Consider the following 21,174-nt stretch of genomic DNA (forward strand, 5'->3'; position numbering starts at 1 on the left):
GAGGAAACAGGGTTCCTGGCCCGGACGCGCACGTTGCAGATGATGAGCCCGACCTCAATCGGGGATGTGGCGATCATTTCCCGTCGGCCTGATGGCGACCTTGTCCTCGCTGCAGGGCATGTTGCCTTGCACCGCCGAGAGCGGCAGATTGCCCTGCGAATCCACCAGTCGTTGCAGACGCGGTGCCAGTTCGCGCAACGCGCGCCGGTAGACCTCGCGCTTGAAGGCCACGACCTGACCCAGCGGATACCAGTAACTGACCCACCGCCAACCATCGAACTCCGGCTTGGGCGTGGAATCCACACTCACGCGGTTGTCCTGACAGCGGATCTGCAACAGGAACCACTTCTGTTTCTGACCGATGCAGATCGGTCGGGAGTGCGTTCTCACCATGCGTCTGGGCAACCGGTAGCGCAGCCATCCTCGGGTACAGGCCAGTATCTCGACGTCCTCGGCCTTGAGGCCGATCTCTTCCTCGAGTTCACGATACAACGCCTGTTGCGGTGTCTCGTTTGGCTTGATGCCCCCTTGCGGAAACTGCCACGCATTCTGTCCTACCCGGCGCGCCCAGAGCAGCTGGCCCTCACAGTTGGCAATGATGATGCCAACGTTGGGGCGAAAGCCGTCAGCGTCGATCACGGATGTCACCTTTGATTCGTTAATTGAAACCATTCTTCCACAAAGGCTGAAAGCGCTTCAATACGCGGTTTGGCGGTGTGAAAGGCCAGGCACGTCTGCAATAATCGACCCCTTCACCGTATTGCACTGCAACACCGCCTTCGGAAATCCTCCGTTGGCCCCCGTACACCCGCGCAAACACTGGGCCGGCGACCTTGCCGCGCCCCTCTGTCTGCGTCCGTCGCCCACGCCAACGGCTGGGCTGAGCAAGGAGTTCTCCGTGAGTCTGGCCATCTTTGATCTCGACAATACCCTGATCGCCGGGGACAGCGATCACGCCTGGGGCGAGTTCCTGGTTGAACAAGGCGCTGTCGACGCTGACACCTACCGTGAAGCCAACGAGCGCTATTTCCAGCTCTATCAGAGTGGCGAACTGGACATTCACGAGTACCTGGCCTTCTCACTCAAGCCGCTGGCCGAGAACAGTCCGGAACAACTCGCCGCCTGGCACCAGCAGTTCATGGCCGCCAAGATCGAGCCCATCATTCTGGCACGGGCAGAAGAGCTGCTGGCGCGTCACCGTGCACGCGGCGATACGCTGCTGATCATCACCGCCACCAACCGCTTCATCACTGCCCCCATCGCCGAGCGCCTTGGCGTGGATGACCTGATCGCCATCGAGCCCGAGATCATCGACGGGCGCTACACCGGCCGCGTCGACGGAGTTCCCAGCTTCCAGGGCGGCAAGGTCACTCGCCTCGAAGCCTGGCTTGCCGAGCGTGATCACACCCTGGATGGCAGCACCTTCTATAGTGACTCCATCAATGATCTTCCGCTGCTCGAGCGTGTCGATACTGCCATTGCAGTGGACCCGGATGAGCAACTGTTGGCGACCGCCCAGCAGCGCGGATGGCGCATCATCTCACTGCGCGACTGACAAGCCATTGATTTTAAAACAAATAATCGACCTACAAGGGAATGCAGCTTCATCTATAAGGTTTTCATGTGGCTACAGGCATTCACCATAAAGTCGACCTTATTTGCTGAATCATTTCGCGTCCGATGTGTCTATAATGTGTGTCCATCGAACCGTCGAGCCTGACGAGGCATGCCCCGTCACGGCAGGACGGCCCCCGGTAGCCCGGTCGGGTGCCGGGGGATGTCCCTCACCAACTCTGAGCGTGAGCAGCCATGTCCTCAACGACATACGATGTCCTGATTGTGGGTGGCGGCGTGTCCGGCACCGCCCTTCTCTATGAACTCGCCCGCTACACCGACCTCTCGTCGGTCGGCCTGGTGGAAAAATACGACCATGTCGCGATCGTCAACTCGCACGGTCGCAACAACTCCCAGACCATCCACTGCGGCGACATCGAGACCAACTACACGGTCGAGAAGGCGCGCGTGACCAAGCGCACCGCAGGCATGGTGGTCAACTTCGCCACCAAGCTCAGCGAGAGTGAGCGCGATCACATCGTCTACAAGTACCCGAAGATGGTACTGGCGGTCGGTGCCAAGGAATGCCAGTTCCTGCGCAAGCGCTTCGAGACCTTCAAGCCACTGTTCCCGAATCTGAAGCTGCTCGAGCGTGATGACATCGCCGAGCTTGAGCCGAAGGTCGTGGAAGGTCGCCGTCCGGACGAGGAAATCGTCGCGCTGGGTTCCACCGACGAATACACCGCCGTCAACTACACCACCCTGTCGGAGGCCTTCGTCAGCGAAGGCGAGAAGGCAGCGGCCGAGAAAGGCATGAACTTCGACGTTCGCCTCTCGACCGCCGTGGAAGACATCCGCAAGGAAGGTGACGTCTACAAGGTCAAGACGGACAAGGGCGAGCTCAGCGCACGCTATGTCGTGGTCAGCGCCGGTGGTCACTCCCTGCTGTTCGCCCACAAGATGGGCTACGGACTGGACAAGTCCTGCCTGCCGATGGCTGGCTCCTTCTACTTCACGCCGAAGGTGCTCAACGGCAAGGTCTACACCATCCAGAACGAGAACCTGCCGTTCGCCGCCGTCCACGGCGACCCGGACGTGCTGGTGGAAGGCAAGACCCGCTTCGGGCCGACCGCTCTGATGCTGCCGCTGCTGGAGCGCTACAACGGCAAGACCTTCTGGGAGTTCCTCAAGGTACTGCGCATGGACCGCAACGTCGTCAAGGCCCTGTGGGACCTGATGAAGGTGCGTGACATCCGCAACTACATCTTCAAGAACTTCATGTTCGAGGTGCCGGTACTGCGTGAGCGCCTGTTCCACGGCGACATCAAGAAGATCGTCCCGAGCCTGGACGTCAAGGATGTCAGCTTCGCCAAGGGCTTCGGCGGCGTGCGCCCGCAGCTGATCGACAAGAGCAAGCAGAAGCTCGTGATGGGCGAAGCCAAGATCAATCCGGGCACCGGCATCGTCTTCAACATGACGCCGTCACCGGGTGGCACCAGCTGTCTGGGCAACGCCGAGAAGGACATGTATCTCGCTCAGGAATTCCTTGGTTTCAACATCGACAAGGATGCCTTCGAGCGTGACCTGCTCACCGGTGAGATCGAGCTGACCGAACTCGAACGCCCGGAAGCCTCTTCCCTGATGTGATACGCCGCGCGGCGCCAACCGCCGCGCAGGTGAGCTGAAGGAAGTCGGGCCGAACGAAAAGCCCCCGCCAGCATCTGCTGACGGGGGCTTTTTCGTGTTGCCACTGACGGCGGCTGGCACTCAGCACTCAGCACTCAGCACTCAGTACTCAGTACTCAGTACTCAGTACTCAGGCGGACAGCATGTCTGCCTGAGTCATTCACTCATGCCACGGGTTGCCGCGAGTGAGCCAGTGGCTCGTGTACCGCATGTAGGCGCTGAATCAGTTGATCTTCCAGCGCGAAGCGCTCCGTCAGCCCCTCCTGAAGACGGGCCAGCCACTCGGGCAGGCGTGTGCGGTAGTGCTGGCAGCGGGTCGGACTCGAGAAGTCCTCATCGAAGGACAGTACCAGCTCCGTCGAGGGCTCCAGACGCAGCATCAATTTCTCGGCAGCGGCCAGAGCCTGGGTGTCCTCGAAGACACGCCCCTCTTCCTTGAGCTGAGGATAGACTTCGAAATGGCCCGCCGAGATGTAATCCATCAACAGCTCGATGAAGCGATTGACGCGTGTCATGTCGAGCTGCTCGAGATCATTGACGCAGGCCTCGTGCAGATCCATGAAGCAGACCAGCATCTCGCGTCGCTGATCCAGCCAGCGATCAACCAACTGATGAACGCCACGAAAGCGTTCCGCCGCAGTGGTGCATTCCTCCAGCATGGGCGCCTCCTCTGGCATGACCCGAACGGTGGGGCTGACATCAGGTGCTCACCCCGCTGCCAACCCACTATCCTCCATGCGACGGACGCTGCCAACCCCCCACCATGGTGGCAGGCGTCATGCCCTCAACGCCGGAAGCTGCTCCACAGCATGGCCAGCGGTACCAGCGTCAGAGCACAGAAGCCGATCAACGACCACTGAGGGATCGAGAGCCCCAGCCACTGGGCACTGATCTGCGCGCATTCACCGGAGGCATTGAGCACCTGGGTGATCACGTCCCATACCGGCAGTACTTCCAGCATGTAGTTGAGGCCCGGGCCACAGGCCGGCACCTGATCCGGCGGAAGGGATTGCAGCCAGACATGACGACCGGCCAGCACGATGGCACCCACACTGCCCGCCAGCGCACCCAGCGCGTAGACGCGGGTACCGATACGCCCCGGTCCATGCACGGCACCCAGCAGGAAGAAGACGCCTGCCACGGCCACCGCCACGCGCTGGAAGATGCACAGCGAACACGGTGCCAGACCGAAGGCAAACTGCAGCACGAAGGCGACACCGAGCAGCAACGCGCACCCCAGCGCCCCCAACAGGCACCACTGACGCCCGCTCCAGCGCGCCAGACAGGCGAGCCCCCCACCCTGGCGTGTCGGCTGTTGTCCTGATTGATTGTCCGCGTGTGTCATTTGCTGTCCTTGCCGTCCGACTCCGCTGGAGTCATTGGTGAGAAATGGCGCGATCACGAAGACATCTCTCCATGACCACCTCAGAGCATGCGTGGCGTCATTGCCTGGCCAGGACGCACGCATGGGCCAGAGACATCATCGGCGCCTCAAGTCTGAGGCGCCGATGATGTCGCGATGGCCGGTGTCGTCGCGATGGCCGGTGTCGCCGCGATCAGCGATGGATGCCTATCATGCCGCGCAGGGATGACCTGAACATGAATCGGCGTTGCATCGACGAGTCAGGCCGGTTGCGTGGCATGCGCCGAGGCAAAGTATTCGGCCATGAAGGTATCGAAGTCCTGATGGTCGCCGGCCTCGATATCGCCCTGTTGCTGCAGGGAGGTCTCGACCAGTTGATCCAGCAGGTAGCCACGTGCACGCTCCATCGGCTCCGTCTTGAACTGCTCGGCCTGCCCCTTGGCCAGCGCCAGCACCTCATCGACGAAGTTGCTGCCGTTGTCGAGCATGCTGGTCAGCAGACGGCCCGAGGGCGTGGTCTGGGCATCGTCGAAGCGCGGCGCGAGTGCCGCCAGCGCATCGCGATGCTCGCTGCCTGACTTGTGGTTCTCGTCCAGCAGGCTTGCCACTTCGCCAAGTTCATCCATCACGTTGGCGGCCAGTTCACGCAGACGCCGCTCCTCACCCTTGACGTTCAGGATCAGCTCGGGGTCACGCCCCGCCTCCACGACGCGTCGCTTGCTGTCGTCAAGGTTGGCGCATTCCTCGTCATCGATCCATGGGCTCTCGGTCAGCAGACACCAGATCAGGAAGGTATCGAGGAAGCGGATCTGCGTCTCGTCGATCCCCACCGGCAGGAAGGGATTGAGATCCAGACAGCGCACCTCGATGTATTCGACACCCCGGCCTTCCAGCGCCTGACTGGGCGTCTCGTTGTGCCGGGTGACACGCTTGGGACGGATGTCGGAGTAGTACTCGTTCTCGATCTGCAGGATGTTGCTGGAGAGCTGCGACCAGCTGCCATCAGCCTGCTTCACCCCCAGCTTCTCGTAGTCGTTCCACGGCGTGACGATGGCGTGACGCAGCGTCCCGACGAAGTTGTCCAGCGAGTTGAAGCAGATCTTGAGCTGTGCCTGGACCTTGTTCTGGTAGCCCAGGTCCGACATGCGCAGGCTGGTGGCATAGGCCGAGACCAGACTGCGGTCGGCCTGACGCTTGAGACGGTCATCATTGCCACCATCCAGGAAGCTTTCGTCGATCCCCGGCGAGGCGCCGAACAGATAGAGCAGAATCCAGCTATGGCGCCGGAAGTTGCGGATCAGCTCGAAGTAGCGGCGCGAGCGGAAGTCACGCGCATCCTCGCCTTCGGCATTCTCCATCTTCTGAAGCAGCGTCCAGAAATCATCCGGCAGCGAGAAGTTGTAATGGATACCGGCGATGGACTGCATGATGCGCCCGTAGCGCACATCCAGTCCCTTGCGGTAGACATGCTTCATGGTGCCGGTGTTGGAGGTGCCATAATCCGCGATCGGCACGCTGTCATTGCCGTTCAGCCTTGGCGGCATGCTGGCCGGCCAGATCAGCTCATCCCCCAGATTGCGATAGCTGAAACGATGCAGGTCCGCCAGAAACTCCAGGGAATCCTTGGGACGCGAGAAGACCGGCGTGATGTACTCGAGCAGCGACTCGGAATAATCCGTGGTGATGTACGGGTGAGTCAGCTTGGACCCCAGAGCACGCGGGTGCGGGGTCTGGCTGATGCGGCCGTCGGCGTCGACCCTGAGGCCTTCTTTCTCGATGCCACGGCGCAGACGCCCGAAGAGTCCCTGACGGGCGGGGGCCTTGAGTCGCGCAATGGCGGACGCGAGTTGCTCGGACAAGGTATTGACCCTTTCGCATGGGGAGAAGCCCAGCCTCTCCGGTCGAGTTGGATGACCATGGCCCGCGGACTGCACCGGATGCCATGCAAGACGCGAACGGCATCCACCGTTCGCGTCAGTCAGTATGCCCACATTATGGGCGCGTAAAAAATGCTTTCAAGGCTTATGATTTCGACTTGCGTGCATTGAGCAGGGCCGCTGCCATGGCATTGTTGGCGGGTGCCGCTCCGCCTCCTGCACTGGAGCCGCTGCCGCGACCGCCTCGTTCCTGACGGCCACCGCCGGTCTGGGAGCGCCCTCCACGATTGCCCTCGCCCCCGCGTCGCGCCTCGCCTCCCGCGCCTTTTTCACCGGGAGTATCGCTCATGCGCATGCTCAGCGCGATGCGTCCACGCGGTATGTCGACCTCCATCACCTTGACGCTGACGATGTCACCGGCCTTCACCACCTCACGCGGGTCGGCAACATACTTTTGCGACAGAGCAGAGATGTGTACCAGGCCATCCTGATGCACACCGATGTCCACGAAGGCCCCGAAATGGGTGACGTTGGTCACGACACCTTCAAGTTTCATGCCCGGTTCGAGATCCTTGAGCGTCTCGACCCCTTCCTTGAACTCGGCGAAGCGGAATTCAGGACGCGGGTCGCGCCCCGGCTTGTCCAGCTCCCGCAGGATGTCCGTGACTGTCGGCAACCCGAAGTGCTCATCCGTGAACTCGGCAGGCTTCACGCTGCGCAGGAAGCTGCTGTCGCCCAGCAGGCTGGGTAGCTCACGGCCATGCGCCTTGGCGATACGCTCGACCAGCGGGTAGGCCTCAGGGTGAACGGCGCTGGCATCCAGCGGGTTCTCACCCTCGGCGATACGCAGGAAGCCGGCGCACTGCTCGAAGGTACGTGGCCCGAGCCGACTGACCTTCAGAAGCTCCTTGCGCGAGGCGAAGCGGCCATTGGCATCACGATGCGCGACGATGTTCTCGGCAAGCGTGGTATTCAGACCCGCGACGCGTGACAGCAGCGCACTGGACGCCATGTTGAGATCGACACCGACGCCATTGACGCAGTCCTCGACCACCGCCTCCAGACTGCGCCCCAGCTGCACCTGACTGACATCATGCTGATACTGGCCGACCCCGATGGACTTGGGCTCGATCTTGACCAGCTCGCCGAGCGGGTCCTGCAGGCGACGGGCAATGGAGACCGCGCCACGAATGGTCACGTCCAGATCCGGGAACTCACGCGCGGCATATTCCGAGGCGGAGTAGATGGACGCCCCTGCCTCGTTGACCATCACCTTCTGCAGGCGACGCCCGGACAGGCGGGTCAGCACGTCGGCGGCCAGCTTGTCGGTCTCGCGTGATGCGGTCCCGTTGCCGATGGCGATCAGCTCGACATCATGACGCTCGACCAGTCTGACCAGCTCCGCCACCGAGGCATCCCAACGATTGTGAGGCGCATGCGGGTAGAGGGTGGCCTGATCGACATACTTGCCGGTGGCGTCCACCACCGCGACCTTGACGCCGGTACGCAGGCCCGGGTCCAGCCCCAGGGTGGCCTTGGGCCCCGCCGGGGCTGCCAGCAGCAGATCCTTCAGGTTGTCGGCGAAGACCTGGATGGCCTCCTGCTCGGCACGCTCACGCAGGCGGCCGATCAGCTCGCTTTCCAGATGGGTATAGAGCTTGACCCGCCAGGTCCAGCGCACCACCTCCTTCAACCAGCGATCCGCGGCGCGCCCCTGGTCCTCGAGGGAGAAATGCGCCGCGATGGCACCCTCCATCGGGTGCCGCGGCAACTCGTCCTCGCCTTCCAGCTTGAGCGCGAGGCTCAGCACACCTTCATTGCGACCCCGCAGCATGGCCAGCGCGCGATGCGACGGTGCCTTGTGCAGCGGCTCGTCGTGCTCGAAGTAATCGGAGAACTTGGCGCCTTCCTGTTCCTTGCCCTTCATCACCCGGGCACTGAGGATACCGTCATCCCACAGACGCTGACGCAGACGACCGACAAGCGCGGCGTCTTCCGCGAAACGCTCCATCAGAATCTGCTTGGCCCCATCCAGTGCCGCCTTGGGGTCGGCCACGTCCTTGTCGGCATCGACGAAGCCAGCTGCCTCGTCTTCCGGCACGAGCGTCGGGTCGCCAAGCAAGGCATCCGCCAACGGCTCAAGACCCGCCTCACGGGCAATCTGGGCCTTGGTACGACGCTTCTTGCGATACGGCAGGTAGAGGTCTTCCAGACGCTGCTTGCTGTCGGCAGCCAGCACATCGCGCTCGAGACTCGCGGTCAGCTTGCTCTGCTCGGCAATGGATTCGAGTACCACCTGACGGCGCTCTTCCAGCTCACGCAGGTAGCGCAGGCGCTCTTCCAGAAGACGCATCTGGGTGTCATCCAGCCCGCCGGTCGCCTCCTTGCGGTAACGCGAGATGAAGGGCACGGTGGCGGCGCCATCCAGCAGCTCCACCGTCGCGGTGATCTGTTCTTCACGCACGTCCAGCTCCGCCGCCAGCGCCTGCTGGATACGGCGAGCGGTAGCAGCAGGCGACAGCGTCGGTGCAGGGCGAGCGGTAGTGGCGTCAGTTGCGGTAGCGTCCATGAAACATCGATCCCTTCACGACTATGATTCTGGTGACAAGACGCAGGCGGCCCGGTCGCTGAGTCGACCGGGCCGCCTGCATCACGATGCCGTCACGTTACCACAAAGCCCGTGGATTGCTTTAGCTTCACAGGCCCCCTCAGGCCGGCACGAAACGCAGCGCCACCCCATTGTTGCACCAGCGCAGTCCCGTGGGCCTGGGGCCGTCCTCGAACACGTGTCCCTGATGCCCTCCGCAGCGTGCGCAGTGATATTCGGTACGCGGCCACACCAGCCCGTAGTCCGTCTTGGTCAACAGATGCCCTTCGATATGATCGAAGAAACTCGGCCAGCCAGTGCCGGACTCGAACTTGGTACGCGAGGTGAACAGCGCAAGGTCACAACCGGCACAACGGTACTCACCATCACGCGATTCCTTGTTGAGCGCGCTGGAGCCTGAGCGCTCGGTGCCTTCCTCGCGCAGCACGCGATACTGCTCTGCACTCAGGCGTGCGCGCCACTCGTCGTCATCCAGCACGAGCTCGGCAATGTCCGGCGAGCGCTCCAGCTCAAGCTCCGGGCGAGCGGCAGCCAGTCCCGGCAGTGCCAACATCGCACCGCCACCCAATACAAGCCCCATGAATTGGCGACGTTGCATGACGAATCTCCTTTATCCGATATGAACCGCGATACCGGGATTACGCACGGCACGCCTCGTTGGATGCATGTCACCTTGGCCCTCGCACGCAAGTCGACTCTCTCGCATGCACGAAAAAGCCCCCATATCGGCAGATCCGGCATGGGGGCTTGCGCATTCACAGAGGGAGGCATGACGTCAGGCAGGAGACATCGGCTCAGATACGCAGACCGCCATCACATTCGATCACGCGCCCCGTGAAGTAATCATTGTCGAAGATGAAGGCCACGCTGCCCGCGATGTCTTCCGGACGTCCCAGATCACGCATCGGGATGCCACTCTTGATCTTGTCGAGCATCTCCGGCTTCATGCCGGCGGTCATTTCAGTGGCGATGAAGCCCGGTGCCACGGCACCGACACGAATCTTGTAGCGCGCCAGCTCCTTGGCCCAGGTGACGCTCATCGCGGCGACACCCGCCTTGGCTGCGGTGTAATTGCTCTGCCCCATGTTGCCGGCGCGCGAGATGCTGGAGATGTTGACGATCACGCCCGGCTGACCGGCCTCGATCATCTGACTGGCGGCTTCACGCGTGCACAGGAAGACACCGGTCAGATTGACATCGATGACCTGCTGCCAGCTGGACAGCGACATGGTCTTCTCCACGACTCCATCACGCGCCTTGATCAGCAGACCATCTCGGGTAATGCCGGCATTGTTGACCAGACCACTCACCGGACCCAGCGCCGCCTTGATGGCAGAGAAGGCTTGCGTGACGGAGGCCTCGTCCGCGACGTCGGTCACGAACCCCTGCGCCTTGATGCCCGCCGCTTCCAGGCTCGAGACAGCGTCATCCAGACCGCCCTGTTCGATATCCAGCAGCGCCAGCACGGCGCCCTTCTCACCCAGATGTCGCGCCATGGCCAGCCCCAGCCCACGAGCGCCGCCCGTAATCGCGATGACCTTGTCGTCAAGCTTCATGTCCCGTCTCCCAGGTTGTCTGCCGACAGCGAGAAATGCCTGCCGGGTGCGAGGCCCGCATGCCGTACGAGCGTCACGATCAATGTGTCGAGTGTCCCGCACCGCGTCCATCCGCGTGTGCCACCGTGACTGGAGCTGTCACGGATGACGAACGCTGCAGGCTCACGGTGAATCTGCATGACGCAGTGCAACAGATTGCGACGTGTCCTGCCTCAACGCTGGCCCAACCGGCCAACGCAACCGGTCTCGTCATCAACGTAGCGGCCTGCAGGCGGGTGCTGATGCGGCGTGCCCATGCTGCTTCCGGCCGCCATGGGCCCGCCTGGTCAGGCGTATCGTTGCCACCTTCGGACACTTGAGACATCCGTCGCGCCTGACACGGTATCACTCGCTGTCATTGTGCACTGCAACATCCAGCATGGCACCGCTCTACCACCAGCGCCAGCCATCCACGTCGGCCGGCATGAGCCTTTCATGACACCGATTCGACTGTTCCCCATCCTGCTGCTGGTTTACCCTTGACGCATTGGTGCAAGCTGCCATTTACCGGATTCGGGAGAGACGATGCCCATACTGCTAGTGATTACCCTGTTCGGGTTATTGGATTTCGTGGTGCTGTTCAGTCTTGGCAGCCAGATAGGGCTGTTGCCGACGCTGGCACTGGTACTGATCACCGGCGCCGTGGGCCTGCATCTGATTCGACGCGAAGGTCGCGCGACATTGATGCGTGCCCAGGAGCGCCTGCAACGTGGCGAGATGCCCTCCGGTGAACTGATGGAAGGCGCGGCACTGATCTTCGGTGGCGCGCTGCTCATGGCACCGGGATTTCTCTCGGATGGCCTGGGACTGCTCTGCCTGCTGCCGGCCTCGCGTGGACTGCTGACCCGAGGCCTGAGCGGCAACAATGTCATCGCACGCTTCTTCAAGGGTCGCTTCTACGCACAGAGTCAGTCACGTCAGACGCACTCCGGCAACTGGCAGTCCACGGATCACGGCACTGCCCAGCAGGAGGAGCCACAGCGCGAATCAGGCCGCGCCAATAGCGGTGACAAGGGTGGGCAGCCGCTGGAAGGCGACTACATCAGCCGCGATGAGCCCCGTCTGTAGGCCGGCATCGCGTCTCGACAGGCAAAGAGCCCGACGAGCCCCCACTGCATGATGATGATCAAAGCCCGGTACGGGAGCCCATCTCCCCTGCCGGGCTTTTCGTTGCCATGCATGGCCGCGCTGTGCATGGCCGCGCTGCGCAACGCGCCTCATCGCTGACACCTAGTACCAATGGACGTCATTCACCGTCGGGCGTCCACATGCCAGAGGCGTATGGCTCAGATACACTCAACTGCTTGATTCAACTCACAGTAGTGCATCGGGATAGTCGGCACCTCAAGTGCGTGCCTTTCAGGCGACGCAGTTGATGACGAGATTTGAAATTTTTTTATGTTCGCCTACTTGAAAGCTGTCCTCTCGCCACCATAAAAGCGGTGCAATGGATAACGGCCTCGCCTCTGCGAGGCCCAACACTCGGTAGGCAACCCCATTGAACGCCAGACGTGCCGGCAAAGACCGGCAGATGGCGGGATTTACCATCAGGAGAACGTGAGCAATGAACATCCGTCCCTTGCACGATCGCGTCGTGGTCCGTCGCGTGGAAGAAGAACAGAAAACTGCAGGTGGCATCGTTCTGCCCGGCAGCGCTCAGGAAAAGCCGACGCGCGGTGAAATTCTTGCCGCCGGCAACGGCCGCATCCTCGAGAACGGTGAAGTTCGCCCGCTTGACGTGAAAGTCGGCGACACCGTCATCTTCAAGGATGGCTACGGCGTCGAGAAGCAGAAGATCGACGGCGAAGAAGTGCTGATCATGAGCGAGAGCGACATCCTCGCCGTGGTGGAAGGCTGATTTCCAGCGTTTCCGGTTTAAATGCTACGACTTACTGATTAAAGGTAGAGATAACAATGGCTGCAAAAGACGTTCGTTTCTCCGATGATGCTCGCAAGCGCATGGCGCGTGGTGTCAATGTCCTGGCGGATGCCGTCAAGACTACCCTCGGCCCGAAAGGCCGCAACGTGGTGCTGGAAAAATCCTTCGGCGCACCGACCGTGACCAAGGACGGCGTGTCCGTCGCCAAGGAAATCGAGCTGAAGGATCGCTTCGAGAACATGGGCGCCCAGATGGTCAAGGAAGTCGCTTCCAAGACTTCCGACGTCGCGGGTGACGGCACCACCACCGCCACCGTGCTGGCTCAGTCCATCGTCAATGAAGGCCTGAAGGGCGTGACCGCCGGCATGAACCCGATGGACCTGAAGCGCGGCATCGACAAGGCCGTCATCGAAGCCGTCAAGGCCGTGCGTGAGCTGTCCGTGCCGTGCACCGACACCAAGGCCATCGCCCAGGTCGGTACCATCTCCGCCAATGGCGACTCTCGCATCGGCGAGATCATCGCGGAAGCGATGGAGAAAGTCGGCAAGGAAGGCGTCATCACCGTCGATGAAGGCCGTGGCTTCGAAGACGAGCTGGAAGTCGTCGAAGGCATGCAGTTCGACCGTGGCTACCTGTCTCCGTACTTCGTCACCAACCAGGACACCATGGCGGTCGAGCTCGAAGACCCGTACATCCTGCTGGTCGACAAGAAGATCTCCAACATCCGCGAACTGCTGCCGGTGCTGGAAGGCGTCGCCAAGTCCGGCAAGCCGCTGGCGATCGTCGCCGAAGACATCGAAGGTGAAGCGCTGGCGACTCTGGTCGTCAACACCATGCGCGGTATCGTCAAGGTCGCGGCCGTCAAGGCGCCGGGCTTCGGTGATCGTCGCAAGGCCATGCTGCAGGACATCGCTGTCCTGACCGGCGGCACCGTGATTTCCGAAGAAGTCGGCCTCAACCTCGAGCAGGCCAACCTGGACCACCTGGGCACCGCCAAGCGCGTGACCATGTCCAAGGAAAACACCACCATCATCGATGGCGCCGGCAACGAAGGCGACATCGAAGCTCGTGTCTCCCAGATCCGCGCGCAGATCGAGGAAACCTCCTCTGACTACGACCGCGAGAAGCTGCAGGAGCGTGTCGCCAAGCTGGCCGGCGGTGTTGCCGTCATCCGCGTCGGTGCTGCCACCGAAGTCGAGATGAAAGAGAAGAAGGCTCGCGTCGAAGACGCCCTGCACTCCACTCGTGCAGCCGTCGAGGAAGGTGTCGTGCCTGGCGGTGGTACCGCCCTGGTTCGCGTCCTCAACCAGCTGACCGAGCTGAAAGGCGACAACGAAGACCAGACTCACGGTATCGCCATCGCGCTGCGCGCCATGGAAGCGCCGCTGCGTCAGATCGTCACCAACGCTGGCGAAGAAGCCTCCGTCGTGCTGAACAACGTCAAGGCAGGTGAAGGCAACTACGGTTACAACGCCTCCACCGGTGTCTACGGCGACATGTTCGAGATGGGCGTGCTGGACCCGGCCAAGGTGACGCGTTCTGCCCTGCAGTCCGCAGCCTCCATCGGCGGCCTGATGATCACCACCGAATGCATGATCGCCGAAGACCCGGAAGACAAGGCAGCTGCCGGCGGCGGCGACATGGGTGGCATGGGCGGAATGGGTGGCATGGGCGGCATGATGTAAGCCAGCCTCACCCCACGACTCACCCGTCGTGACCCGAACCGCTCCTGCGCAAGCAGGGGCGGTTTTTTCATGCCTGACATTCACGCTCCCCGCCGTGACATGCCTCGCTTGCACGGCGCAGGCCGCTACCTGACTCCTCTCGCCCGTCACGCTACACTAGGCGCCACTTTTTTGCGGCGACCTGAGACATTGCCTCTTCGTGATGACAGTGCATGACGCTGGCAGTGCACGAGGCTGGCAGCGCATTGACGCCCACGATCAATGACGACAACCGCTCAGGCCGCGCGCCTCGCTTGCCCAGGATCTTCTTCTCATGACTGATACCTCCAGCTCTGCCTCGAGCCCTGCCACCCTCGACAATGTGCGTGTCGTGCTGGTGCAGACCTTCCATCCCGGCAATATCGGCGCTACCGCTCGCGCCATCCTGACCATGGGCATCAAGGACCTGGTGCTGGTCAACCCGCGCTGCTTCCCCGATGAGGAAGCCACACGCATGGCCAGCGGCGCCGCGGAGCTTCTGGAAAACGCCCGCGTGGTCGAGCGTCTCGAAGACGCCGTCAATGACTGCCAGCTGGTCATCGGTGCCAGTGCCCGCCTGCGCAGTCTGCCGCTGCCTCACTTCGATGAGCCGAGCGAGATGGCCGCGCGCGTCATCGATACCGCCCAGGATGGCAAGGTGGCGCTGGTGTTCGGCCGTGAACGCTTCGGGCTGACCAACGAGGAGATCGGCTGCTGCACGCACCAGGTGTCCATCCCCACCAACCCCGACTACGGCATCCTCAATGTCTCCCAGGCCGTACAGGTACTCGCCCACGAGTGTCGCAGCGCCTGGCGTCGCACCCTGGAGCCAACCAGCGAGGCTCCGGTCGCGCGTCGTGAGGATGACCAGCTGCCGACCCGCGAGCAGCTCGGCCACTTCCACGAGCACCTCGGCCGTGCCCTGCGCGGTTCCGGCTTCCTCAATCAACCGCACTCACAGACCGAAGAGCGTCTGCGTGCACTGTTTGCCCGCGCTGAACCGACCCGCCGTGAGCTGTCCATCCTGCGCGGCATGCTGGCCAACCTGGAACGCCAGACCGCCGCCGCTGAAGCCACCAAGCCCGATCAGAGCGAGAACGACTAGACCACGCAGGGCTGGGCGGGGATGAGCCAATCAAGAGACGATGGGGCCGGCAACGACTGGTGCTTGGTCTGCTGGCCCGACCCGCCAATCCCACAGGCAGACTGTCAGCTCGACGTCATCGTCCTGACATGGATCAAGGCGCACGCTTGAACATCGTCCAGACTGTAGTGGTCACGACGATGACTCGCGACGGAAGGTGGCAGGGTCACGCAGACCCCGCCGCCCCTGTCGCCACCTCAGGCAAAGACTCCCGATGAGCGCGCGACAGCTCGCCACGAGAGGCGTCACGCCTGACCCTTGCAATGATGTTCATTGAACTCAAGGAGCGCCCACCATGACTCAGACAGCCTCTCTCAGCCCTCAGCAACTGGCCCGCGACATCCAGCAACTGGAAAAGCGCCTGCATCAGATCGACCCGACGGAGCAGCCGGCACAGTACCGCAGCCTCTACTGCACCATCTCCCTGCGCCAGATGCAGCTTCTCGCCCAGAACAGTCAGCGTGTGGACTCCGGGCATTCTCTCGCCAGCGGAATCAACCGGTAACGTCCGCACAGCGAGGACAGGGTGCACAGGCACGATCTCTGCACTTTCCAGACACGATCTCCGCACTTCCCGGACACGATCTCTGGACACAAAAAAACCGCCACCCCGAAGGGTGGCGGTTTTTTTCGTTCCTGCGCATGACATGCGTCGTGTGCAGGATACCGATTCGGAGACGCTGAGGTGGCAACCAGAGGCATGTCACCTCAGCGTGGATCCGGACATCCCGCCTCACGAGGAGGCGGAATGTCTCGGGATCACTCCTGACCCAGCTGCTGCTTGATCAGGTCACCGATGGTTGTCGGGCCGTTGCTCTCGACTTCCTGGGTACGCGGCTTGGCAGCATCGCGACGCGGTGCTTCCACCTGGTCCTTGGACTTGACGGACAGGTTGATCAGGCGGCTCTTGCGATCCACACCGACGATCTTGGCTTCGACAGCATCGCCGACGCTCAGGACGTTGCGTGCGTCTTCGACACGATCAGCGCTGATTTCAGACGCCTTCAGGATGGCGATGACGTCAGTGGCCAGCTCGACCTGAACTTCCTTGGCGTCGATGTCGACAACACGACCGGACACGATGGCGCCCTTGTCGTTGACGGCCAGGTATTCAGAGACCGGATCGCTCTCGAGCTGCTTGATGCCCAGAGAGATGCGCTCACGTTCCGGATCGATGGACAGGATGACCGCTTCAGCTTCTTCACCCTTCTTGTAACGACGCACGGCTTCTTCGCCAGCTTCGTTCCAGGAGATGTCAGACAGGTGAACCAGGCCGTCGATGCCGCCTTCCAGACCGATGAAGATACCGAAGTCAGTGATTGACTTGATGGTACCGGAGACACGGTCGCCCTTGTTGTGCTTGCCGCTGAAGTCTTCCCACGGGTTGGTGGTGCACTGCTTGATACCTAGGGAGATACGACGACGCTCTTCGTCGATGTCCAGAATCATCACTTCCACGTCATCGCCGACATTGACAACCTTGGACGGGTGGATGTTCTTGTTGGTCCAATCCATTTCGGACACGTGGACCAGACCTTCGACGCCCTCTTCCAGCTCGGCGAAGCAGCCGTAGTCGGTGAGGTTGGTGACGCGTGCGTTGATCTTGGCGCCTTCCGGGTAGCGAGCCTTGATGTTGACCCACGGATCTTCACCCAGCTGCTTGAGACCCAGAGACACACGGTTGCGCTCGCGGTCGAACTTCAGCACCTTGACGTTGATCTCGTCGCCGACAGCAACGATCTCGGACGGATGCTTGATGCGTTTCCAGGCCATGTCGGTGATGTGCAGCAGGCCGTCAACGCCGCCGAGGTCGACGAAGGCGCCGTAGTCGGTCAGGTTCTTGACGATACCCTGAATCTGCTGACCTTCCTGCAGAGTGGCCAGGAGGGCTTCACGCTCAGCGCTGTTCTCGGCTTCGAGGACGGCACGACGAGACACGACAACGTTGTTGCGCTTGGCGTCGAGCTTGATGACCTTGAAGTCCAGTTCCTTGTTCTCGAGGTGGGCGGTGTCGCGCACAGGGCGGACATCGACCAGAGAACCCGGCAGGAAGGCACGGATGGTGTTGATGTCGACGGTAAAGCCACCTTTGACCTTGCCGTTGATCACGCCCTTGACGATCTCGTCCTTCTCGAAGGCGGCTTCCAGCTCTTTCCACGCTTCGGCACGCTTGGCCTTCTCGCGGGACAGGCGGGTCTCACCGAAGCCATCTTCGACGGCTTCCAGCGCGACCATGACTTCGTCGCCGATGCTGATGGACAGCTGGCCACTTTCGTCACGGAACTGTTCAGACGGAATCTGACCTTCAGATTTCAGACCGGCATTGACAGTGATCCAGTCGCCATCGATATCGACGATGGTGGCGGACACGATTGCGCCCGGCTCCATGTTGATGTCCTGGAGTGACTGTTCAAATAAATCAGCAAAGCTCTCGCTCATGGTATTCCTACATGATCAACGTTTGGGGCGGCTTGCACCGCAGTCTCCGTACCACCAGCAAGCACGGGCCATATCTACATATCCCCGGGGGCGTTGACGCTGGTTCGAGATACACCGGCTTTCCGCTTGCCGCCGATGCACCCCATGACACCTGGCCGGGGGGTTGATGACACCGCAGTGTCATCTGGGTCGTGCCTTGTCCTGCGTCTCCGCTCGCAGAGCGAGCGAAGCCTGCCACTGCCCGGCCCGAAGGCCTTGATGCAGCAGCAGGCTATCAATCGATTGTCCTGACACAACAGGTACGCTTGCCGATGAAGGCCACGGACATGCCGTTTCAGCGTTCCGCCACCAGGCCATACTCGACCAGCAGCTGCTGGATGCGCTCGACCACCTGCTCGATGTCGAGATCCGTCGTATCGAGGATCACGCCGTCATCTGCCGGCTTGAGCGGGGCGACTGCCCGGCCCATGTCGCGTGCATCGCGCGCCTGTATTTCTGTCAAAAGGCTCGAAATATTAGCATCCACACCTGCTTCCTGCAACTGGGCATGACGTCTGCGGGCACGTTCCTCGGCCGAGGCGGTGAGGAAGATCTTGAGCGGCGCCTCGGTGAAGACCACCGTACCCATGTCGCGACCGTCGGCCACCAGGCCCGGCGCACGCGCGAAGGCACGCTGACGTGCCAGCAGTGCGGTGCGCACGCGCGGCTGGGCCGCGATGATGGAGGCGTTGTTGCCGACCGTCTCGAGACGGATGTCACGCGTGACGTCTTCACCCTCGAGAATCACGCGAGTGGCATCCCCCTCGGCATCGAACTGGACATCGAGGTGCTCGGCGATGGTGGCCACCGCGGACTCGTCCTCCAAGGCCACACCGTGACGCTCGGCGGCCAGAGCCGTCAGGCGATACAGCGCACCGGAGTCCAGCAGGTGCCAGCCCAGGCTCGCCGCGACCAGACGGCTGATGGTGCCCTTGCCGGCCCCGCCGGGGCCATCGAGGGTCAGCACCGGCTCATCGCTCACCTGGCTGTGATGCGGAGTCGCTTCACCACTCATGACGCCTCCTGTCCGGGTGCCACGGCACCGAGGTTCTCGACCTGCATGCCGACTTCACTGGCCAGCGCCACGAAGTTCGGGAAGGAGGTCGCGACATTGGCACAATCATCGATCAGGATTTCGCCCTGCGCACGCAGCGCCGCCACGCTGAAGGCCATCGCGATACGGTGGTCACCGTGACTGTCGACCAGACCGCCACCGTAGGCACCGCCACGGATGTCGATACCGTCGGCGACGACTTCGTGCTCGACACCGATCTGCGCCAGACCGTCCGCCATCACCTGGATGCGGTCGGACTCCTTGACGCGCAGCTCCTCGGCGCCACGCAGGCGGGTCATGCCCTCGGCATTGGCCGCCGCGATGAACAGCGCCGGGAATTCGTCGATGGCCAGCGGGACCTGATCTTCCGGGATGTCGATCCCCTTGAGCGGCGCATAGCGGATGTGCAGGTCCGCCACCGGCTCACCGCCGACTTCACGCTCGTTGGAGATGCTCAGATCGGCGCCCATCGCCTTGAGGATGTTGATCACGCCGATGCGCGTCGGGTTGATGCCGACGTGCTCCAGCACCAGATCGGCACCCGGCGTGATGGCCGCGGCGACCAGGAAGAAGGTCGCGGAGGAGATGTCGGCCGGCACGTCGATCGGGCAGGCCTCGAGGCTGCCACCACCGGTCAGCCACGCTTCGGCGCCTTGACGCTCGACCTTGTAGCCGAAGCCGTTGAGCATGCGCTCGGTGTGGTCACGCGTCGGTGCCGGCTCGATGGCGCGGGTCTCGCCTTCGGCGTAGAGACCGGCCAGCAGCAGGCAGGACTTGACCTGGGCAGACGCCATCGGCATCTCGTAGCGGATCCCCTTGAGCGGCTGACCACCGTGGATACGCAGCGGCGGACGGCCATTCTCGGCGGTATCGATCACCGCGCCCATCTCGCGCAGCGGGTTGGCGACGCGGTCCATCGGGCGCTTGGTCAGCGAGGCATCACCGGTCAGCTCGGTATCGAAGGCCTGACCGGCCAGCAGGCCGGCGAACAGACGCATCGCGGTGCCGGAGTTGCCGACATACAGCGGGCCCGGCGGCTGCTTCAGGCCGTTGAGGCCCACGCCATGAATGGTCACACGACCCTGATGCGGGCCTTCGATGACCACGCCCATGTCGCGGAAGGCCTGCAGCGTGGCCAGGCTGTCTTCACCCTCGAGGAAGCCCTCGACCTCAGTCACGCCGTTCGCCAGCGCGCCCAGCATGATGGAGCGATGTGACATGGACTTGTCACCCGGCACACGAATGCGCCCCTGAACCTGCCCACCCGGCAGTGCACGGTACCGCACGTTCTGCTGTTCCATTGTCTGATAACTCGTCTGTTTCAATAGGGTATTGAAGTAGTGTCGAGCGTGGCTGGCGCGGGTGAATATCCCCAGCATCGCCTCGCCATCGCCCGCGGTCACGGCAGCACGCACTCGCGCTACCCCGGCCTCGAATTCATCCAGCGCCTCCAGCACCGCATCGCGGTTGGCCAGATAGACGTCACGCCACATCACCGGGTCACTGCCCGCGATACGCGTGAAGTCGCGGAAACCGCCCGCCGCGTAGCGGAAGATTTCCAGGCGCTCATCCTGACGCGCCAGGCTGTCTACCAGCGAGAACGCCAGCAGATGCGGCAGATGGCTGGTGCGTGCCAAAACCTCGTCGTGGCGTGCCACGCTCATGTCCAGCAGCTGAGCACCACACACCGACCACATGGCGGCCACGCGTGCCACGGCCTCGGGGTCACTGTCCGGTTCCGGCGTCAGAATCACCTTGTGATCGCGATAGAGCTCGGGATTGGACGCCGCCACCCCGCTCTTCTCGGAACCGGCGATCGGATGCCCGAGCACCAGATTCGGCGGCATGTGACCGAACACGCCGATCGCCGCGTCGCGGATCGCGCCCTTGGTGCTGCCGACATCGGTGACCACCGCATCATCGTCCAGCAGCGGTGCGATCTCCGCCATCACGCCCTGCATCGCCATCACCGGCACGCACAGCACCACCAGCGAGGCGCCGGGCACCAGCCCAGCCAGCTGAGTACTGCCGCCATCGATCAGCTTCATGCGCTGACCGAGGCAGATCTCGTTGGAATCCCGATCACAGGCGAGAATCTCGCCGCGATGACCCGCCGCACGCAATGCGGCGGCAAGCGAGCCACCGATCAACCCCAGCCCGACCAGCAGGATACGCCGCTCGCCGGCCAGCCGCTCCGAGGACAGCATGTCCGCCGCCGCGCCAGTCACTGCCT

16 protein-coding genes and 1 pseudogene are annotated in these 21,174 nt (G+C 62.5%); 7 read left to right on the forward strand and 10 right to left on the reverse strand.

What is annotated here, in order from left to right:
* Nucleotides 1-165 precede the first annotated feature (165 nt).
* Nucleotides 166-639 (reverse strand): annotated as a pseudogene (locus ACZYGA_RS02615) (RNA pyrophosphohydrolase); the annotation flags it as partial.
* A gap of 259 nt (nucleotides 640-898) precedes the next feature.
* Between ACZYGA_RS02615 and ACZYGA_RS02620 the strand changes: the two are divergent.
* Together ACZYGA_RS02620 and ACZYGA_RS02625 are read left to right on the forward strand one after the other, a co-directional pair.
* Nucleotides 899-1,555: a histidinol-phosphatase gene (locus ACZYGA_RS02620; protein ID WP_077375196.1), complete on the forward strand. Its 657-nt coding sequence runs from the start codon at nucleotides 899-901 to the stop codon at nucleotides 1,553-1,555.
* A 254-nt stretch (nucleotides 1,556-1,809) separates the two neighbouring features.
* Nucleotides 1,810-3,201, forward strand: a complete 1,392-nt coding sequence (locus tag ACZYGA_RS02625; RefSeq protein WP_077375199.1) for an FAD-dependent oxidoreductase — start codon at nucleotides 1,810-1,812, stop codon at nucleotides 3,199-3,201.
* Between the two features lie 203 nt (nucleotides 3,202-3,404).
* Here ACZYGA_RS02625 and rsd read toward each other — a convergent pair whose 3' ends face one another.
* The 6 genes from rsd to ACZYGA_RS02655 form a co-directional block, all read right to left on the reverse strand.
* A complete protein-coding gene (gene rsd, locus ACZYGA_RS02630; protein ID WP_077375202.1) occupies nucleotides 3,405-3,899 on the reverse strand; it encodes a sigma D regulator in 495 nt (164 codons plus the stop codon).
* Between the two features lie 125 nt (nucleotides 3,900-4,024).
* Nucleotides 4,025-4,585 (reverse strand): disulfide bond formation protein B, encoded by a 561-nt coding sequence (locus tag ACZYGA_RS02635; protein ID WP_084208017.1) that lies wholly within the window; start codon nucleotides 4,583-4,585, stop codon nucleotides 4,025-4,027.
* A gap of 278 nt (nucleotides 4,586-4,863) precedes the next feature.
* Entirely contained in the window at nucleotides 4,864-6,462 is a 1,599-nt protein-coding gene (gene gshA / locus ACZYGA_RS02640) for a glutamate--cysteine ligase (protein WP_404625714.1), read from the reverse strand.
* 163 nt (nucleotides 6,463-6,625) lie between these two features.
* Nucleotides 6,626-9,049, reverse strand: a complete 2,424-nt coding sequence (locus tag ACZYGA_RS02645) for a Tex family protein (RefSeq protein WP_404625716.1) — start codon at nucleotides 9,047-9,049, stop codon at nucleotides 6,626-6,628.
* Between the two features lie 139 nt (nucleotides 9,050-9,188).
* Nucleotides 9,189-9,686: a peptide-methionine (R)-S-oxide reductase MsrB gene (gene msrB, locus ACZYGA_RS02650; protein ID WP_077375214.1), complete on the reverse strand. Its 498-nt coding sequence runs from the start codon at nucleotides 9,684-9,686 to the stop codon at nucleotides 9,189-9,191.
* A gap of 196 nt (nucleotides 9,687-9,882) precedes the next feature.
* Nucleotides 9,883-10,644 carry an SDR family oxidoreductase gene (locus ACZYGA_RS02655; protein WP_084208013.1) on the reverse strand — a complete coding sequence of 254 codons (762 nt, stop codon included), beginning with the start codon at nucleotides 10,642-10,644 and terminating at the stop codon, nucleotides 9,883-9,885.
* Nucleotides 10,645-11,208: 564 nt separating this feature from the next.
* Here ACZYGA_RS02655 and ACZYGA_RS02660 point away from each other — a divergent pair.
* The 5 genes from ACZYGA_RS02660 to ACZYGA_RS02680 all read left to right on the forward strand — a co-directional run bounded on the left by ACZYGA_RS02660 (nucleotide 11,209) and on the right by ACZYGA_RS02680 (nucleotide 15,914).
* Nucleotides 11,209-11,751 carry an FxsA family protein gene (locus ACZYGA_RS02660; RefSeq protein ID WP_404625718.1) on the forward strand — a complete coding sequence of 181 codons (543 nt, stop codon included), beginning with the start codon at nucleotides 11,209-11,211 and terminating at the stop codon, nucleotides 11,749-11,751.
* Between the two features lie 496 nt (nucleotides 11,752-12,247).
* A complete protein-coding gene (locus ACZYGA_RS02665) occupies nucleotides 12,248-12,541 on the forward strand; it encodes a co-chaperone GroES (protein WP_043331438.1) in 294 nt (97 codons plus the stop codon).
* A 56-nt stretch (nucleotides 12,542-12,597) separates the two neighbouring features.
* The gene (gene groL, locus ACZYGA_RS02670; RefSeq protein WP_065392449.1) at nucleotides 12,598-14,247 is read left to right on the forward strand and encodes a chaperonin GroEL; all 1,650 of its coding nucleotides are present in this window, start codon (nucleotides 12,598-12,600) and stop codon (nucleotides 14,245-14,247) included.
* Nucleotides 14,248-14,560: 313 nt separating this feature from the next.
* Nucleotides 14,561-15,370, forward strand: coding sequence for an RNA methyltransferase (locus ACZYGA_RS02675; protein ID WP_084208010.1), 810 nt, complete (start codon nucleotides 14,561-14,563; stop codon nucleotides 15,368-15,370).
* Nucleotides 15,371-15,704: 334 nt separating this feature from the next.
* Nucleotides 15,705-15,914: a hypothetical protein gene (locus tag ACZYGA_RS02680; protein WP_077375227.1), complete on the forward strand. Its 210-nt coding sequence runs from the start codon at nucleotides 15,705-15,707 to the stop codon at nucleotides 15,912-15,914.
* Nucleotides 15,915-16,168: 254 nt separating this feature from the next.
* Here the strand turns inward: ACZYGA_RS02680 and rpsA are convergent, their stop codons facing one another.
* From rpsA to ACZYGA_RS02695, 3 genes are all read right to left on the reverse strand, one after another.
* Nucleotides 16,169-17,848 carry a 30S ribosomal protein S1 gene (gene rpsA, locus ACZYGA_RS02685; RefSeq protein WP_077375230.1) on the reverse strand — a complete coding sequence of 560 codons (1,680 nt, stop codon included), beginning with the start codon at nucleotides 17,846-17,848 and terminating at the stop codon, nucleotides 16,169-16,171.
* 334 nt (nucleotides 17,849-18,182) lie between these two features.
* On the reverse strand, nucleotides 18,183-18,902 hold the full coding sequence (cmk, locus tag ACZYGA_RS02690; RefSeq protein WP_084208009.1) for a (d)CMP kinase: 720 nt from the start codon (nucleotides 18,900-18,902) through the stop codon (nucleotides 18,183-18,185).
* On the reverse strand, nucleotides 18,899-21,148 hold the full coding sequence (locus tag ACZYGA_RS02695) for a bifunctional prephenate dehydrogenase/3-phosphoshikimate 1-carboxyvinyltransferase (RefSeq protein ID WP_176493589.1): 2,250 nt from the start codon (nucleotides 21,146-21,148) through the stop codon (nucleotides 18,899-18,901). The genes cmk and ACZYGA_RS02695 overlap by 4 nt, the downstream gene beginning before the upstream one ends.
* Nucleotides 21,149-21,174 lie beyond the last annotated feature (26 nt).

The sequence above is a fragment of the Cobetia sp. BL01 genome (assembly GCF_056493605.1).